Origin of the sequence: Acinetobacter sp. SH20PTE14 (genome assembly GCF_021391555.1) — a bacterium.
Lineage (GTDB): Bacteria > Pseudomonadota > Gammaproteobacteria > Pseudomonadales > Moraxellaceae > Acinetobacter > Acinetobacter amyesii.
The window spans coordinates 2,652,939-2,670,578 of sequence record NZ_CP090067.1; the positions used below are offsets into that span (position 1 = coordinate 2,652,939).

General features: G+C 40.0%; 14 protein-coding genes. 5 read left to right on the top strand and 9 right to left on the bottom strand.

Annotation, left to right across the window (positions count from 1 at the left end):
- Window positions 1-50: 50 nt before the first annotated feature.
- From LXF01_RS12990 to LXF01_RS13015, 6 genes are all read right to left on the bottom strand, one after another.
- On the bottom strand, window positions 51-1,790 hold the full coding sequence (locus LXF01_RS12990) for an ABC transporter ATP-binding protein (RefSeq protein WP_180025021.1): 1,740 nt from the start codon (window positions 1,788-1,790) through the stop codon (window positions 51-53).
- Window positions 1,791-1,803: 13 nt separating this feature from the next.
- Window positions 1,804-2,943: an ABC transporter permease gene (locus LXF01_RS12995; protein WP_180025020.1), complete on the bottom strand. Its 1,140-nt coding sequence runs from the start codon at window positions 2,941-2,943 to the stop codon at window positions 1,804-1,806.
- A gap of 7 nt (window positions 2,944-2,950) precedes the next feature.
- Window positions 2,951-3,889, bottom strand: a complete 939-nt coding sequence (locus LXF01_RS13000; RefSeq protein WP_078190067.1) for an ABC transporter permease — start codon at window positions 3,887-3,889, stop codon at window positions 2,951-2,953.
- A 10-nt stretch (window positions 3,890-3,899) separates the two neighbouring features.
- Window positions 3,900-5,915: a M3 family metallopeptidase gene (locus tag LXF01_RS13005; protein WP_233944507.1), complete on the bottom strand. Its 2,016-nt coding sequence runs from the start codon at window positions 5,913-5,915 to the stop codon at window positions 3,900-3,902.
- Between the two features lie 23 nt (window positions 5,916-5,938).
- Window positions 5,939-7,702 carry an ABC transporter substrate-binding protein gene (locus tag LXF01_RS13010; RefSeq protein ID WP_442781373.1) on the bottom strand — a complete coding sequence of 588 codons (1,764 nt, stop codon included), beginning with the start codon at window positions 7,700-7,702 and terminating at the stop codon, window positions 5,939-5,941.
- A gap of 67 nt (window positions 7,703-7,769) precedes the next feature.
- On the bottom strand, window positions 7,770-9,497 hold the full coding sequence (locus LXF01_RS13015; RefSeq protein WP_233945477.1) for an ABC transporter substrate-binding protein: 1,728 nt from the start codon (window positions 9,495-9,497) through the stop codon (window positions 7,770-7,772).
- A 773-nt stretch (window positions 9,498-10,270) separates the two neighbouring features.
- Between LXF01_RS13015 and LXF01_RS13020 the strand changes: the two genes are divergently transcribed.
- The 5 genes from LXF01_RS13020 to LXF01_RS13040 all read left to right on the top strand — a co-directional run bounded on the left by LXF01_RS13020 (window position 10,271) and on the right by LXF01_RS13040 (window position 15,599).
- A complete protein-coding gene (locus tag LXF01_RS13020) occupies window positions 10,271-12,982 on the top strand; it encodes a TonB-dependent receptor (RefSeq protein ID WP_233944509.1) in 2,712 nt (903 codons plus the stop codon).
- 148 nt (window positions 12,983-13,130) lie between these two features.
- A complete protein-coding gene (locus tag LXF01_RS13025; RefSeq protein ID WP_180121264.1) occupies window positions 13,131-13,835 on the top strand; it encodes an energy transducer TonB in 705 nt (234 codons plus the stop codon).
- A gap of 28 nt (window positions 13,836-13,863) precedes the next feature.
- Window positions 13,864-14,727, top strand: coding sequence for a MotA/TolQ/ExbB proton channel family protein (locus tag LXF01_RS13030; protein ID WP_233944510.1), 864 nt, complete (start codon window positions 13,864-13,866; stop codon window positions 14,725-14,727).
- A 14-nt stretch (window positions 14,728-14,741) separates the two neighbouring features.
- Entirely contained in the window at window positions 14,742-15,167 is a 426-nt protein-coding gene (locus LXF01_RS13035; RefSeq protein ID WP_078190074.1) for an ExbD/TolR family protein, read from the top strand.
- Window positions 15,168-15,185: 18 nt separating this feature from the next.
- Window positions 15,186-15,599 carry an ExbD/TolR family protein gene (locus LXF01_RS13040; protein ID WP_078190075.1) on the top strand — a complete coding sequence of 138 codons (414 nt, stop codon included), beginning with the start codon at window positions 15,186-15,188 and terminating at the stop codon, window positions 15,597-15,599.
- A 104-nt stretch (window positions 15,600-15,703) separates the two neighbouring features.
- Here LXF01_RS13040 and LXF01_RS13045 read toward each other — a convergent pair whose 3' ends face one another.
- From LXF01_RS13045 to bioC, 3 genes are read right to left on the bottom strand one after another with little or no spacing between them, the layout of a single operon-like run.
- Window positions 15,704-16,162 (bottom strand): nucleoside deaminase, encoded by a 459-nt coding sequence (locus LXF01_RS13045; RefSeq protein WP_180157197.1) that lies wholly within the window; start codon window positions 16,160-16,162, stop codon window positions 15,704-15,706.
- A gap of 39 nt (window positions 16,163-16,201) precedes the next feature.
- Entirely contained in the window at window positions 16,202-16,846 is a 645-nt protein-coding gene (gene bioD / locus LXF01_RS13050) for a dethiobiotin synthase (RefSeq protein WP_233944511.1), read from the bottom strand.
- Window positions 16,843-17,634, bottom strand: a complete 792-nt coding sequence (gene bioC / locus LXF01_RS13055) for a malonyl-ACP O-methyltransferase BioC (RefSeq protein ID WP_233944512.1) — start codon at window positions 17,632-17,634, stop codon at window positions 16,843-16,845. The genes bioD and bioC overlap by 4 nt, the downstream gene beginning before the upstream one ends.
- Between the last annotated feature and the right edge of the window lie 6 nt (window positions 17,635-17,640).

Here is a 17,640-nt window from a genome sequence, read left to right on the forward strand (position 1 = left end):
TTCTTAAGTATAAAAAAACCGCTCATTTGAGCGGTTTTTTTATACCAACACTAAATAAATTGTTCAGTGGTTTGTGGAATCGCACTCAGCAAACGCTTGGTATATTCATGCTGTGGTGATCGATACAGCTCATCCGAGTTTGCAATTTCAACGATATCACCATGGTTCATCACCATGATTTGGTCAGAAATATATTTCACCACAGATAAATCATGTGAAATAAAGATATAGCTCAAACCAAATTCATCTTGTAAATCTTGCAATAAATTCAGAACTTGGGCTTGAACCGAAACATCTAGGGCAGAGACAGACTCATCACAGATCAAAATTTCTGGCTTTAAGGTCAAGCATCGTGCAATGGCAATACGTTGACGCTGACCACCAGAAAACTCATGTGGATAGCGATAAAATGCTTGGGCAGGCAAACTGACACGTTCAAGCAAATCAAACGCCATTTGCTCGCGTTCAGCATCATCCTTCCCTATCTGATGCACTTGCATCGGCTCCATCAAAATTTGACCCACAGTAAATCGTGGATTGAGCGAAGCATATGGGTTTTGGAAAATGATCTGTATTTTGCGCTGATATTGAGTAAATTCTTTGTCACTCATCGCCAAAATATCATGACCTTCAAACAGCGCCTGACCACCTGTCGCTTCCTGTAGACGCATCAGTAAAAGGCCAATTGTGGTTTTACCTGAGCCAGACTCTCCAACCAACCCGAGCGTTTTACCTTTCGCCAGTTGAAACGAGACACCTTTGACCGCCTGATACTCATCCTTACCAAATAAACCCTTGCGGCTATAGAACGATTTTTTCAGGTCTTTGACATCTAAAATAATCTGTTCATTACCCGTAAGACCACGCGTTCGTTGTCTACGGGTTTCCTCAGATAAATGCACATCCTCAATCAGCTCATCACCATTTTGACGCATAAAATCACTGATCATCGGTAATTTATAAGGACGCTCTGACATCTGTGGACGACACTTAAGCAAAGCTCGAGTGTAGATATCTTTAGGATGATCCAGCACTTCATTGACCAAGCCTTGTTCACGGATTTCTCCATGACGCATGACAATCACCTGATCGGCAATTTCGCTTACCAATGCTAAATCATGCGTAATGAACAGCATCGACATCTCACGTTTCTTTTGCAAGGCTTCAAGTAAATCTAAAATTTGCTTTTGAATTGTCACATCAAGTGCCGTGGTTGGCTCATCAGCAATTAACAACTTTGGCTCACATGCAATCGCCATAGCAATCATGACACGTTGCTGTTGGCCACCTGACATTTGGCTAGGATAAGCATCAATTTTCGTTTCAGGAGAAGGAATACCCACTTCCTTCAATAATTCCAAAGTCCTTGCTCTTGCCTGCTTACGCCCCATACCTAGATGAAGTCGTAATACTTCGGCAATTTGATCGCCCACCGTAAAGACAGGATTGAGTGACGACATCGGTTCCTGAAAAATCATCGCAATATCTTTACCGCAGATATTACGCATTTCTCTTGGTGACAGACTCAGTAAATCCTGCCCTTCAAAAACAATTTTACTACTTGCATCTATACGGCTTTGATCACGTGGCAACAGCCCCATAGTTGCCAACGAGGTCACCGACTTGCCACTGCCAGATTCTCCCACAAGTGCCACAGTTGTATTGGCAGGAATGTCAAAAGATATTCCTTTGACCGTTTCGATATAGCTTTTATCTTCGGCTTTAAAGCTCACTTTCAGGTTTTGAACACTGAGGAGCGTTGGTTTAACAGTTTGATTTTTTTCCGTCATCCTTTACTCCTCCTTATTTCAATTTTGGATCTAATGCATCACGCAGTGCATCAGTAAACATCGAAAATGCCGTAACTAAAACCGCCATTGCTACAGATGCTGCTATAAGCTGCCACCATTTACCTAAAATCAATTCACTTTGTGCTTCATTAAGCATGCTACCCCATGACACAACCCCAACAGGAACACCAAATCCCAAGAAGCTCAAAATCACTTCTGACTTAATAAAGGCCACCACTAAAATCGAGATTTGCACCAATGCAATATGACTGACGTTCGGAAAGATATGCACAAAGATGCGTCGGAAATGACTCACCCCTATCGCTTTGGCAGCGAGCACATATTCACGCGACGTATGTTTCATATACTCTGCACGAATCAGACGATACACCCCCGTCCACCCAGTAAGTCCTAGAATGAGGACAATTGACAAGATCCCCTTTTGCTGTAGTACAGCAGCAATCGCAAGAACCAAGAGCAAATACGGAATCGAGGTAAAAATGTTATAAAACCAGTTTAAAATATCATCGACCCAACCACCGAAGTAGCCAGAAATAGCCCCTAAAATTGTCCCAATCACGACAGCAAGTAATGCTGCTACTACGCCAACAATAATAGATGTTTCAGCACCCTTAATGGTTTTTTGCAGGACATCCTGCCCCCATTTATCCGCACCAAACGGTAAAGTTTGTTTTAGCTCACTCTGTTGATCTAACAAATGACCACCCAATTGCTGATCAATCGCCTTCATATCTTCTGCTAATGGATCTACAACGCCATAGTAGTCAATTGCATTGGCAACACCTTGCTCAGTCGCAATCTCTGCATTCAGTTCAGCAATTACATCTTTTAAAGGATCAACAGGATTTTCAGGCAATGCCATATCTTCTGCTGATGCTTTGGTTTTGGCTGTTTCATTGAGTTCCGCCCCAATAAAACTTGGAGGTGCATAACTAACAGCCACTTCTTTATTCCAATTGGATGCAACCAAGCCTGTCATCGACAATAGCAACACCACGAAATAGCACAGTACAACGAACAACGACACCATCGCTAATTTATCGGCCTTTAGGCGTCGCATCGCCAACTTCCACAAGCCAGTCGATGCAGGTGTTGATGCCGTTGCTTTGGTCTTATTGAATATTCCTAGCATAGGCCACCTACTTCAACTGAACGCGTGGATCGACAAGTTTATAAATCAAATCCGCGATTAAGTTAAAAATCATTGTAGCCGCTGCAACGTAGACCGTAATCGCCTTAATGACAGGGAAGTCACTGCGTTCAACAGCAATAATGACTTCACGACCAATACCCGGAATACCAAAGAATCTTTCAATCAGGAAAGCGCCTATCAGCAGTGCCGGTAGACTCGACATGACATCGGTAATAATTGGAATTGAGGCGTTACGCAGTACATGTACACCTAAAATACGGCTTTCACCCACCCCTTTCGCACGCGCAGTTCGAACATAGTCTTGATTGACTTCATCCAATACAAAACTACGGTACAAGCGCAAAGTTGGTGCAATACTCACCACCAACATAATTAAGATAGGCAATAACCCGTATTTAAATAAGTTTTCGCTAAAGTGATCACTCCAGCCTTGAACCGGAAACCAGCTTAACTGATATGCAAAAACGTATTGGAAAACAATAATGTAAACCAAAATACTAATCGACATACCAATCGTACATAGCATCATAATCATACGATCGGTTAATGTGCCACGAACTGAAGCCACAGCAAGTGCCAAACCAATTGAAATGATCGTTTGCAAAATGGTTAAAGGAATTAAAATCGTCAGTGATGGTCCTAGACGGGTCAAAATAATATCTGACACCGACTCACCTGTACTCCAACTCATTCCATAATCAAAAGTTAAAATCTGCTTAATGAAAATCCACAATTGGACATAGTAGGGTTGATCAACCCCCAACTGTTGACGGATGTTTTCAATTTGCTCTGGGTTCGACATTTTGCCTGCTAGAATATATGCAGGGTCCCCACCTACCCAGTTAAATAAGAAGAATATGAGCAGAACAACCCCCAACATCGTTGGGATCATCTGCCATATACGCCGTATGATATATGCCAGCATAAAGTTGTCCTTACTTCACTCGTTGTCCAGTAATTTCATCAAAGAAAGCTTTGTTATCAGGTTTACGACCTAAGAAATCATGCACCAATTTTTCTGCTTCATATTGACCACCTTGCGACAAGATCGTTTTGCGGTAGCGTTGTCCCACTTCAGGGTTATTTAGGTTATCTCCGAAAGCAGACAACATATCGAGTGCCATCACTTCAGACCACATATAGCCATAATAGCCAACTTGATAACCGCCCATGATATGGTTGAATTGTCCTGGGAATTCAGTACTTGAGACATAGCCTAAAGCTGTCTCGCCTTCCATTTTCTTCCAAACATCTAAAGGTTTAACACTCAAAGCATCTGATGAGTGAAGTGCCATATCATATTTTGCATACAAGGCTTGACGTGCATAATGTAAACCACGTCCATAGCTATGAACTGCTTTTAATTTATTAATCAGGGCATCATCTACAGGTGGACACGCTGGATTACAGTAATTTGCAAGCGTAGATAAAGTTTCTTTACGACGTGCCCACTCTTCATACATTTGTGAAGGCGCTTCTACAAAGTCGCGCTCTACTGAAGTCCCCGATTGAGATGCATAGCGTGTATTGGACAAAATACCGTGCAAAGCATGACCAAACTCATGAACAAAGGTTTCAAGTTCATCACTATTTAGACCTTTACGGTTAAAATTAGTCACCAAAGCAGAAATCGGTTTACGCTTAGTCAAGGTACTACCACCTTTTACGCCCCAAACAGCCGCATGACCATACTTCCCTTCACGTGGGTATTTATCGATATATAAACCACCAAGCAACTCACCGGTCTTTTTATCTTTTACATCGTAATATTCAACTTCTGACTGCCAAACATCGACTTTCGCAGGCTTAAATTCAATACCATAAAGGTCAGATGAAATGGCAAAAATCCATTCTTGAGATGCTTGGGTTGGGAAATAGTCACGCAATTTTTCTTGATCGATTTGGTACTTTTCTTTGCGAAGTTTTTCACTCCAGTAACTCTCACTCCAGCGATTGATTTCAGCTTTTTCGAATGGAATTTTCAGGCTTTTCGCTTTGAACTCACGTAAAGTCTCAACTTCTTTTTTCTCTAAAGGTGCCACCGTTTGATGAACATCGGCTAAGAACTTATTCACTGTTTCAGGGTCTTTTGCCATACGGTGTTGCAACACCCATTCGGCATAGCTTTTTTTGCCAAAGAGCTGCGCAATTTCATAACGTAAATCCATTGCTTGCTTTAACAATACTAAGTTTTTCTCAGTACCGCGACGCGTGAATGCAGTTTGGTAACGCTTACGCGCATCATCGCTTTCTGCTAGTTCCATAAATGGACGGTATTCTGGGTATTCAAAACCGAGCAAATAATTGCCCTTTTCATTTTTCTTTAAGCCCGAAATATAGCTGTCTGGCAAGCCTTTCAACTCCGCCGGTGTAAACTCCAGTTTTTCTTTATTATCTCGTACATTACGCGCATATTCTTGTTCAATTTTTGCTAATTCATCAAAGATAGCTTTCAAACGAGCACGTTTTTCAGGTGTAAATTGTACCCCTGTATTTTCAAAACCATCCAAGATGTCTTGACGCATTTTTTTATCAATTTCGTCATTGGTTTTGAGTTTTTTAATTTGCTCATAAAGTTTTGGATTTTGATAAACCGAAGTTTGAAACTCCATAATTTTAATTTCACAATCTTCCGCAGCCTTACGTAAAACCTCATCAGGATCGACGTTGCTATATAGTCCGATTGGTCCATAAAAATCTTCAAATTTGGCAAAAATTTGATCCCACTCCGCCAAAACAGGTGCTGCTTTTGCATTATTTTTTATCTTTTTTTGCTCAAATGCCGCTAAATCTGTTTTCACTTGCTGAATTTTGGCATCACACAGCGCAGGTATTTCTTTGGCTTGGAACTTTGGCAAAGTACTCCGTATTGAATCTTCGGCTTGAACGAATTGGCTAGCGCCGATCATCAACATACTGAGGGTGGTGAGTTTCAAAGCTTTATTTTTCATAATTTCTCCAGTTTTGTTCCATTTTATTTTTTCGGGTCAATATCGATGTACATCCATTCTGTTGCCAAAATTGGATGCTTTTTATAACCAATCACGCGTGGTTGCGACAACACACTACGGTAACGTGCATAATTAATTTGGACAGGCATGTACACTTCTAATATGCGTGACATTTTCCGATAGATTGCATCACGCTCCGGTCCCGGTTTCATACGCTGCGTCTGTTCATATAAACGGTCGTATTCAGGAATTTTTGAACAGCCGTTGTTGGTGACATTGATATTTTTGCCATAGAACAATTGCATAAAATTGTCTGCATCTGGATAGTCTGCGATCCATGCAGATGCTTTAAACATGGTTTTACACTGTTTTTCGGCTTTTAAAGCTTCTGCAAATGGCATCGACTTTGTTGTCATTTTAATTTTGATGCTATCTAAAGTTTTCTTCCAAAATTCACCCAACTGCTGACTACGGCTACTATTGCCCGATATCGTCATTTCAATCGTTAGCGGTTTACCATTCGGTTGAGTACGCCAGCCATCTGCGCCGACTTTATAGTTATAACGATCGAGCAATAAATTTGCCGCTTTAACTGAGTATGGAATACTCGACTTATAATTCGGGTCATAGCCGACAACGCCGAGTGGAATTGGGCTTTGTAATTTTTGTGCATCACCATTCATCAAAATTTTGATTTGATTATCTGCTGAATAAGCCATCGCCATTGCACGACGTAATGCAATTTTTTCTTTACTAAAACCTCCAACCACAGGGTTTTGCATATTCCAATAGTGATAGTCGATAGAGGGGTCAGAAATCCGCGACATTTGGATGCCTTTTTTAGCCAACTCAGGCTTTAGCTCTCCATCTTTTAAGGCTTGTACCGACAAATCTCCATCTAGTACCAACAAATCCGCTTCATTTTTTGCAAAGGTCAACCAACGTGATTGTGATTCTTCCATCACCTGAATATCAATCACGCCAATTTGCGGCATTTTTTTACCTTGCATGGCTTTTACAATCTTTTCATCTTTGGCATCTGATGCTTTAAAGTCCCAGACAAAGCCACGAAAGTTTGGATTGGCCTTTAAAATAATTCGTGAACCAGGTGTCCAGCGTGTCAAAATATATGGCCCTGTGCCCACAGGTTTACCCATCACAAAACCCGCTTTGTCTCGATATTTTTCGACCACTTCACGTGCCATGGCCGATGCAGGTTGATGAGCCAATAACATTGGAAAGTTTTGATCTGGAGAATTTAAACGAATGACAAGGGTATACCGATCAGGGGTTTGTATGCCTTCAATGGGCGCATCATAATCAAACTTACCTGTTTTTTTCGCCTTTTCTAGAACCTTCTCCATGCCTAAAATGCGACCATCGAGTAGCCAACTGTTTGGTGAACGAAGTTGTGGATCGACTAAACGTCTAAAGGTATATGCATAATCAGCCGAGGTTAATTCTCTTTTTTTGCCTTTAAATACAGGATCATCAGCAAAAAAAATGCCTTTTTGCAGGCGAATGGTATAAGTCAAACCATCAGCACTGATTTCTGGCATCGCAGCAGCCGTTTTAGGAACCAACTTTGCCGGCGATGCTAAATAGTCATAGGTATATAAGGTTTCAAAGATTGATGTATTCACATGTGCAGAATACAGATCATGCACGCCAACTGGGTCAAAACCTGTTTCTGCGACAGGGAAAATATGACGTAAAACTTTATTTGGATCTGCTGGATTCTTTGCCAATGCTAATGTCGGCATCGCACTGAACAACACTCCCCCCATCAAACACGCTGTAGCAAATTTGGTGAGCGTAAAATTCGAATTTCGCTTCATTGTAATCCTGACTCAATTATTTTTTACTAGGCTGAATATCGAGATATTGCCAACTGGTGTTCATCATTGGATGTGTTTTATACCCCTGAATTTCAGGGTGAATTAACCAATTACGAATCCGTGTAGAATGGATAATCCAAGGGTTATCCGCTTCAATTTGACGGTTCATTTTTTCATAAAAAGGTTCACGATCTTTAGGTTTCAACACAATAGCTTGCTTATATAATGCGTCATAAGCTTTAGATTGATAACAACTTAAATTCCCTTGTCCTGAATTTGGCCCATATAGTAATTGAGCAAAGTTCTCCCCTTCAGGATAATCTGCAATCCACGCTCCAGACCACATCATATATTTACATTGCATTGCTTCTTTTAAATTGTCAGCAAAGTTACTGACCTTAAACTGTACCCGTATCCCAATGGCATCGAGATTTTTTTTCCACAACTCAGATTGAATCACCGATTTAGAGCTATTTTCAGTATTTATTTTTAAGGTCAACGCTTTACCATCGGGCAAAGTTCGATAACCATCAGCACCTTTCTTATACCCAAATCGATCCAGTAATTTATTAGCCAGCAATGGGTTATATCCCAAACTACTGCGATATTTTGGATTAAAGCCACTCACGCCTTCTGGTAAAAACATTTCAGCCTTTACGGCCTGCCCTTGATATAACTGTTTAATCGATTCAGCTTGATTGTATGACATGCTGATGGCACGGCGTAAAGCGATCTTTTCAAGGCTTTGACCACCGACAAGCGGGTCTTGCATATTGAACATGCTGTAGGTGATTTCAGCGTCTTTATTTGGATAATGCTTAATGCCGAGCTTTTGCATATCAGGCTTAAGTTTATTTTGCGAATCTAAGGCTTGTGGGACAGCATTTGAGGTCAATTTATCAAAATTTAGCTGCCCTGTTTTAAATGCTAACCACCGTGACTGTTCTTCTTCAATAATACTGACGGAAACCTTGCCGATTTGTGGCATTTTCTTCCCGTTCATTTCTTTAACTAACTGATTGTCCCAAGCGGTGCCTGTCGATTTAAAATTCCAGACAAAACCACGATAATTCGGGTTTGCAACCAATTCTATCTTGCTACGTGGAACATATTTACTGAGCTGATACGGTCCTGTTCCCACAGGATGCTGTGCAATTTTATTGCCATAAAATTCAACAACTTCTTTTGAAATTGCACCAAACGTAACATAGGCCAAAATATATTGAAAATTATAGTCAGGGCGCGTCAAAGTAATTTGCAAAGTATAAGGATCTATCGCTTTTAGGCCGGCAATAGCCGCATTGTAATTAAATTTTCCTGACTTCTTTGCATCCGCAACGACCGCATCCCCTCCTAAGATTTTGCCATCAATAAATGAATAGGTCGGAGAACGGTTAGCTGGATCTAAAATTCGTTGAATCGCGTAAATGTAATCTTGCGCAACTAGCTCGCGTTTTTTTCCCTTAAAGGCTGGATCATCTGAAAAATGGATGCCTCGTTTGATTTTGAAGGTATAGACTTTTCCTTCTTGTTCAATCTTTGGCATCGTTTCAATAGTATTTGGAACAAGAACAACAGGACGTGCTAGATAGTCATATTTCAATAAGGGTTCAAAAATGGCTTCCGCAATATTGCCACTATAATAATTATAGGTTTTGACCATATCAAAACCATCATCCGGTGCTTCAAATGCAATATTTAAAACTTTATTCGATTGTGCAGAAGCTTGAACCTCGGCCATCATCCCTGTTGAAATTAATAATGCAAGGAGCGCTATTTTAAATTTTCTAGTTTCCAAACCTTTTCCTTTCTGATGATTTTTTAATAATACAAAGCCGCAAGCAGACTTTAAATAAAGCCACTTTACTAAAATAAAATGAACCAGTTTAAATTAAGTTTTAAACGTAGAACTTAATACAGTAATTAATATAAAGCGAAATTCATGCCACCACTCCTTGGTTGAAAGTTATCTGAATTAAATATCCTTTTAAATTCATTTTTTAAGATAAATTTATACTAATAGCGACTTTCTGAGTAAAGCTCGTTTTTATCAAAAATTCAACTCTTGTTGTTGAACGCATCCAAGCATATTTTGCACAAATATAATACATTCCTGATTCATAATGGATCACCTTCAGATGAAATGACAAGTCATCAGCATATAAACCAATGAATTATATGTTTTTATTTTTTATTTATTTCTCTTATTAACCTTATAAATCAAACACATAAATATGAATTAATTCACACTTTTTAAGGTTTAATTTGCACCTAATCATATTTTTAAAAAAACTTTTGATCAAAAGTTAAATTCCTGATAAAACCTAATTAAAAGGATAACTTTAAAAAAAATATACTTACCGTTCATCTTAAAGTTCTCCACTTTAAACTCAATAATGTAGATATTTATCAGTATTTTATATTTGAAAATAAAATTTAAATATAAATTTGGCACTTGAATTGCTTAAAAAGAATCAAGCAATATCGCTAACTACAACAAAAAGGAATACTTTTACTATGAAAGAGAAAAAAAATGCTAAATCTGTGGGGGGCACACCATTTAGCAAAACAATACTTAAATTAAGTACTCTTAGTTTAAGTATGCTGTGTTTATCTTTAGCGCATGCAGCAGAAACAAATGAAGAAGAAACAGTAAAGCCAACGAAAGTAGCCAAAGTAACTGTGACTGGTTCATCCATTAAAGGGGTTTCTGCTCAAAGTTCTTCACCTATTACGGTGATTAAAGTTGAAGAATTAACTAAACAAGGGGTTACAACGACTGAAGAAGCCTTAACTAAAATTAGTGCGAACCAAGCGGGCTACAGTACAGCGCAAAACGTTGGTGCAAGTAATACGTCAGGCTCAACAGCGAACTTACGTGGCTTAGGATCAGATAAAACCCTCGTCTTACTTAATGGACGTCGTTTGGCTTATAGCCCATTTAGTACATCTGAGACCAACTTAAATACTATTCCGCTTGCAATGGTTGAACGTATTGAGGTTTTACGTGATGGTGCCTCTGCAATTTATGGTGCAGATGCAATCGCAGGTGTAATTAACTTTATTACAAAAAAACAATACACTGGCTTAGGTATTAGCGGTGGTTTACTCAAACCAGAAGATAAAGGCGGCGAAGAATACGATGTTTCGATTTTTGGTGGCTATGGCGACTTAGATGAACAAGGTTTTAACGTTTATGGCGCAATTGACTACCGTAAAGCCAAAGAAATTATGGCAAAAGACCGTAAAGTCAGCCGTCGTGGTGGCCTTCTACCTGAGTTAGGTATCGATGCTGGTTCAGCAAATGGCTTCCCTGCTAACTTTCTTGATCCAAACGGCGGGCCTTTAGATGCTGACGGAAATCCTGAAGGTGTATTAGCGAACCCGTATGGTGGTGCAGCCAATTGTAATAATTTAACCAATGTCACTGAAGATGGCGGACTCTGCTTCCTTAATACGCAAGCTTTAATTGGTATTCAGCCAGAAACTGAGGACTTGTCTGCAATTGGTCGTGCAACCATCAAACTTAGCGATAACTTCAACGCTATTGGTGAATATGTCTATGCAAAAAGCAAAGTGACGACATCTATTGCTCCAGACGTCTACAGCCGCTCTGTCACGATTCCTAAAAGCAGTCAATATTATCCAGGCGAGGGTATTACCCCTGGTGTTGATGGTTTAAGTGGTGATCCATTACAACTTTACTTACGCTCTCAAGCGGGCAACCGTGTTTCACAATCTATCAATGAATCTCATCGTATTTTTGCTGGACTTGAAGGTGAAGCATACGGTTGGGATATCAACGGTGGCGTAACTTACGCAAAAGGCGAAGCATCGGATAGCTTTGTTAGTGGATACTTAAATCGTAACAAACTACAAGAAGGATTAAATGACGGCACAATCAACCCATTTGGTCCATCTGCAGATGCTAACGTTTGGAACTCTTTAAATGTGAGTGGTACAACAAACGAAGCAACACTTGATTCCACAACATTTGACTTTACCGTGAGCCGCCCGATTTACACCTTACCAGCTGGTGATGTTGGTTTTGCATTTGGTGGAAGTTTTACAACTCAAGATTGGGAAGCAAAAGTTAACTCTGAGTTAGTACGCCTTGTACCGGGTAGTGGTATTGACCCTGACAAACCTCTGAGTAAAGGTGACCGAGATATTACTGCCGCTTTTGCTGAGCTTCAAATTCCAATTACCAAAACGATTGAAGCTCAACTTGCAGCACGTTATGACGACTACAGCGATTTTGGCGACACTTTCAATCCAAAAGTCGGTATTCGTTGGGAACCAATGAAGCAACTTATGTTCCGTAGTACATACAGTACTGGTTTCCGTGCTCCAAGCCTTTGGGAAATTAATGCGCAACAAAGCAAAACCTACACTGGCGCAAAATATAACGACCCTGTCCTTTGTCCAGGCGGTAATCCAACTTCACCTCAATATCAAACCGAATGTAATACTCAGTTCTACCGTATGCAAGGTGGTAACCCAGATCTTCAGCCAGAAGAATCTAAAACATTTACCGCTGGTTTTGTTTACGAACCAATTAAAAACTTAGTTTTAGCTGTTGATTATTACAACATTGAAATTGAAGAATTAGTTGGCCAAGTGGGTGAAACTTCAATTTTTGAAGATCCTGAGAAATATGCTTCATTATTCGTGCGTGGTGCCGATGGTCGTATTGAATACATCAATACCATTCTAATGAATACAGGGGGTATTAAAACTCAAGGTATCGACATTAGCTTAGATTATCTTTCACCATTAACCGCGACAGGTCGTTTCGGCTTTGGCATTAATGGTACCTATGTCATCAAAAATGACTATCAAGAAGAAAAAGATGGTGCTTGGGAAGGCTTAGTTGGCGTGTATGACGATCCAGCTGTTTTACGTTGGAAACACACAGCAAATCTAAACTGGAGTTATGAAAACTGGAAAATGATTTTTGAACAACAGTTCTTCCGTGGTTATGACGACCAAAACCAAACTGGGAAAGCACAGTTCGACAAACATCGTGTTCCTGACTACACCCTTTATAACATTGCAACAACTTACAGTGGATTTAAAAACTTAGAGCTCACTGGTGGTATCAAAAATATCTTTGCTGAAGAACCTGCAGCATCGAACGTTTTAGATAACTTCCAATATGGCTATGACCCACGTTATAGCGATCCTACTGGTCGTACATTCTATGTCCGCGGTACTTACAAGTTCTAAAAGCTAAATTTGCAAGTACGATTCCAATAGGAATCGTACTTGCACTATTTATTTAATTAATTAGTCAAACATAAAAAATGCAAAAAACACTTATATCTCAAGTGCCAATTTCACTATTGATTGTTTGTCTCACATTTCAGGAGTAGTAATGGGCAAAAGCTTTTCCGAATTAGAAAATAATTCCGGCAAACGCCTGATCGGAATTGGGGCAGTCATTCTTCTGCATCTCATTGTACTCTACGGATTAATTACTGGCCTGTCCAAAAAAGGTGAGAAAACTGTAGAAGAACCTGTTGAATTAATCATTATTCAAGATAAAAAACCTGAGCCAGAAAAACCGAAACCAATTGAAAAACCACCTGAATTACCAAAACTCGTTAAGGAAGTGCTCAAAACACCAGACCCTCAACCTGAACAAAAGGTCGTTGAAAAAGCTGCACCAACTCAAACAGTTAAAGCCGTTTCAACACCTACGCCTACAGCTTCCCCATCTCCTAGTCCTGTGGCAGCACCAGCACCAGCACCTGTAGCTGCAGCAGCTCCAGCACCTGCCCCTGCTCCAAAACCAGCTGGAGAAACACGTGGTGCTTCTGAAGGAAGTGTTGGATGTAAAGAACCACCATATCCACGTGAGGCCGAAATGGCTGGAGAAATAGGCACAGTCCATATTTCTGTTCTTGTTGGTACAGATGGAAGTGCAAAGCAAGTGAAGGTTAAAAAATCGAGTGGTACTAAATCTTTAGATAAATCCGCAAGTAAAGCATTCAGCTTATGTACTTTTAAACCTGCACTCAAAAATGGTGAGCCAGTTGAAGATTGGTATGAACTTGAATACGAATTTAAACTTGATTAATAAATCTACAAAAATTTGGAGAATATGAATGAATAAAATGATGAAATCTGCACGTATTTTTGCATCTGCTACAGTTTTAGTAACAAGTACATTACTCCCACTGCAAGCTGCATTTGCTGAAGAATCTGCAAATACTGCAACAACACAAGTAGAAACTACGACTACAACAAATACACCTGCACCGCCACCAATGCCTACAGCAACCAAAGAAGTCTATAACCCGTATGGCTTAGAAGCACTATGGCGTGAAGGTGACATCGTTGCTAAATCGACACTCTTTATCTTGGTCCTGATGTCGATTGGAACTTGGTACATCATGGTCACTAAATTTATTCAACAAGCTAAAATTAAACGTCAAGGCAAAGAAGCCGAAGCTAAATTTTGGGATGCTGCTTCAATTGATAGCGCTGCTGAAACGCTTGATGAGTCTAGCGCCTACCGCTTCATTGCAGAAAAAGGCATCAATTCAACTAAAAAACATGGTGGCAACCTGTTAGAACGTATCGACTTCAACACATGGGTGACTATTTCAATCCAGCGTGCTATCGATAAAATTCAAAGCCATTTAAGTGGTGGATTAGCTTTCCTCGCAACTGTAGGTTCGACTGCACCATTTGTGGGTTTGTTCGGTACAGTTTGGGGTATTTACCATGCTTTAACGGCAATTGGTATTTCAGGCCAAGCATCTATTGATAAAGTTGCAGGCCCGGTCGGTGAAGCCCTAATTATGACGGCAATTGGTTTGGCTGTAGCAGTACCTGCAGTTCTTGGCTATAACTGGTTAACGCGTCGTAATAAAGCAGTTCTAGATAATGTTCGTACCTTTGGTTCAGATCTACACACCGTACTTTTAAGCGGTGAGATCAAAAACAATAATAACGACACAAAATAAGAGAGGCATCAGCCATGGGAATGATGGTCAATTCAGATGGTGACGAAGATGATGTAATTTCAGCCATTAATACAACACCTTTGGTTGATATTATGTTGGTGCTGCTCATTATTTTCTTAATTACAGTACCTGTTGCAATCCATACAGTTCCGGTGAAGTTGCCTGAGGAAAAGAACACGCCTTATGAAACCAAACCGATCAATATTCAGATTGCTGTCAATAAAAATGGCGATATCTTCTGGAATGAAAAATACATTGCAGATAAAGATACGCTGATCAGTCGACTACAAGCGGAAGCTAAAAAGCGTCCGCAACCTGAAGTTCATATCCGTGGCGATCAGGTGACAAAATATGAAGCGATTGATGAAGTCATTAGTGCAACACAAGCAGCAGGAATTGGCAAAATTGCTTTTGTCACCACCCCTGTTGCCGCACCATAATCGGATGAGGGACAAGGTATGGGAATGAATGTCGGTTCCGATAAAGACGATGATGTTATGTTGGACGTCAACATGACGCCATTGATCGATGTGATGTTGGTTTTGCTCATTATGTTTATTATCACAATTCCAATTCCAAATAATTCGATCAATATTGATTTGCCAAACGGTACGCCACCGCCAACCAATGAAAAGCCGCCTGAGCCAGTCACTTTACGGATTGATGCGCAGGGTAAATTATTTTGGAATGGTCAACCCGTTGCCAATAAGCAAGCTTTAGAAACACTTTTTGCTGGTGTTGCACAACAAGCAGATCAAGATACGATCAAAGTGCAACCTGACAAAATGACAGAATATAAAGATGTCGCTATGGTGATGGCAGCAGCACAACGTTTGAATGTCAAAAAAATTGGGGTCTCAGCAAATCAATAATTGCTCCCCAACAAAAAAAGCCAACTGATCACCTCAGTTGGCTTTTTTAATTCTTCACAGAAATCTATCCAGTTAGTGACTCAGAAATAAACACATAGTATTTATTAAGTATTTTTCTGCTTCCAAAAATCATATAGCTCATGATCACAGTTTGGCTTTAACTGACTAAAACTTAACCCTTGCTGTTCATGTGGTTCAAGTCTTAATTTTTCGGCAATCTCTGCTGTAGATAAACCATAGGCTTCTGCATCAGCATTTGAATAAGCATATACAATTTTTTCAACTCCAGCCATTCGCAGAGCCGCCAAACACATTGGACATGGTTGTCCGCTCGCATAAACGACACAGTCCTTCAAAGACGTCGTATTTAAATTTTGTGCGGCTTGTCTTAATGCATTTAACTCGGCATGAGATGTCGGATCGCCCGAGATTAATATTTCATTCACCCCTGTACTCACCACAGCACCATGCTTAACGATCACAGCACCAAATGGTCGCCCACCTTGCTCAATATTTTCTTTCGCAAGTTGAATCGCAAGTTCTATAAACGCATGATCCGTCATAATTACACCCCATCATTGTCAATATATAGAGTTAGCCCATTATGCCAATACAGGAACATCAATCCATAACGCCTCTGGAAAGTGTTTGGCTAAATATGCTTTTAAATATTCAGCAGTATCTTTAGAAATCAATGCATCTTGAGATTCATCATTTAAATTATAAGCCAGTGCATAAAGTGCTAAGCCCCGACTTTTTAGTGCTTCCAAACTTAAAATCGTATGGTTAATGCTGCCCAAACGACCAGATGTCACCAAAATAACGGGATATTGTTTCTCTACAACATAATCGATGGTTAAAAGGTCCGTAGTCAATGGCACCATCAAACCACCCGCACCTTCGAGTAAAACGTTGTCATATTTTTCAGTTAAACGTTTTGTCGCATATTCAATTTTAGCAAAATCAATGTCACGTCCATCGAGTTTGGTGGCGAGATGTGGCGACGCAGGATAACTAAATATTTCAGGCATCGTGAGTTTGGTTTCATCTTCGACCAACAACCCCGTACCCATAATTTGACGATGTTGTTCTATATCCTCAGAAATATCGACATTGCCTGTTTGGATCAACTTTTGCGTGATCGTTCGCGCCCCTTGTTCATTCCATATTTTAGCCAAATAGCCCGTGGTATATGTTTTACCGATGCCTGTATCGATCCCACTAATGAAATAAACTTGCCCTGTCATGGCATTCTCCGTGCAATACAAAAAATCGGATGATAGGTCAGTGCATATTGCAGATGACCTGCTTCATCTTTTTCAGAAAACTGTTGATAATCTTGATAAAATTTTTGCAGACTTTGTTTTGTCCAGCGATAACCACTCGCTGTTGCCGTGACACCAGTGGCTTTTAAATGCTGTAACACCTGTTTGGGATGAGTGAAATCCAAGTGATACCGCTGTTCAGATAGATGCAAAATTTCAAATTGATTGCCGACTAAGATATCCACTATCTGTGCTGCGCTAAAGTAATTCAGGCCTTGCCCAGTCAAGTTTTTTATTTCAATCAAATTTTGTGGGCCAAAACTGGAAAAACAAAAATAGCCATCCTCACTAAGTGAATTATGCACTTTAGCCGTTAATGCATTGAAATCCGTTAACCATTGCAATGCCGAACACGATGCAACTAGATTTAAAGCCTTTGGCAACGCCACCTGTTCAATATCACCAATCAGCCAATCAATTTGAGTTGAGCTATTTGAAAGTGCTGAAAAATGCTGCTGAACTTCAACATACAGATCATTCAACAGCAATTTTTTTATACGAAACTGCTCTAATAATTGATCGGTTAAATTTCCTGAACCACAGCCAATTTCCAAAACTTCAGAGAATTCGTCTGACGGCAGATGTTTAGCCATTAAGCCTGCCAAATGTACTGCAATTTGCTTTTGCACAACGGCATGTTCAGCATAGCTCTGCCTTGCCTGAGCAAAGCGCAATGCCACTTGGGATTTATCAATTTCAATATTATTCACAATTCA

Coding starts and splice junctions, on each gene's coding strand:
- LXF01_RS12990 (WP_180025021.1), bottom strand. CDS start 1,790: ATGACGGAAAAAAATCAAACTGTTAAACCAACGCTCCTCAGTGTTCAA.
- LXF01_RS12995 (WP_180025020.1), bottom strand. CDS start 2,943: ATGCTAGGAATATTCAATAAGACCAAAGCAACGGCATCAACACCTGCA.
- LXF01_RS13000 (WP_078190067.1), bottom strand. CDS start 3,889: ATGCTGGCATATATCATACGGCGTATATGGCAGATGATCCCAACGATG.
- LXF01_RS13005 (WP_233944507.1), bottom strand. CDS start 5,915: ATGAAAAATAAAGCTTTGAAACTCACCACCCTCAGTATGTTGATGATC.
- LXF01_RS13010 (WP_442781373.1), bottom strand. CDS start 7,702: ATGGGGGGAGTGTTGTTCAGTGCGATGCCGACATTAGCATTGGCAAAG.
- LXF01_RS13015 (WP_233945477.1), bottom strand. CDS start 9,497: ATGATGGCCGAGGTTCAAGCTTCTGCACAATCGAATAAAGTTTTAAAT.
- LXF01_RS13020 (WP_233944509.1), top strand. CDS start 10,271: ATGAAAGAGAAAAAAAATGCTAAATCTGTGGGGGGCACACCATTTAGC.
- LXF01_RS13025 (WP_180121264.1), top strand. CDS start 13,131: ATGGGCAAAAGCTTTTCCGAATTAGAAAATAATTCCGGCAAACGCCTG.
- LXF01_RS13030 (WP_233944510.1), top strand. CDS start 13,864: ATGAATAAAATGATGAAATCTGCACGTATTTTTGCATCTGCTACAGTT.
- LXF01_RS13035 (WP_078190074.1), top strand. CDS start 14,742: ATGGGAATGATGGTCAATTCAGATGGTGACGAAGATGATGTAATTTCA.
- LXF01_RS13040 (WP_078190075.1), top strand. CDS start 15,186: ATGGGAATGAATGTCGGTTCCGATAAAGACGATGATGTTATGTTGGAC.
- LXF01_RS13045 (WP_180157197.1), bottom strand. CDS start 16,162: ATGACGGATCATGCGTTTATAGAACTTGCGATTCAACTTGCGAAAGAA.
- bioD (WP_233944511.1), bottom strand. CDS start 16,846: ATGACAGGGCAAGTTTATTTCATTAGTGGGATCGATACAGGCATCGGT.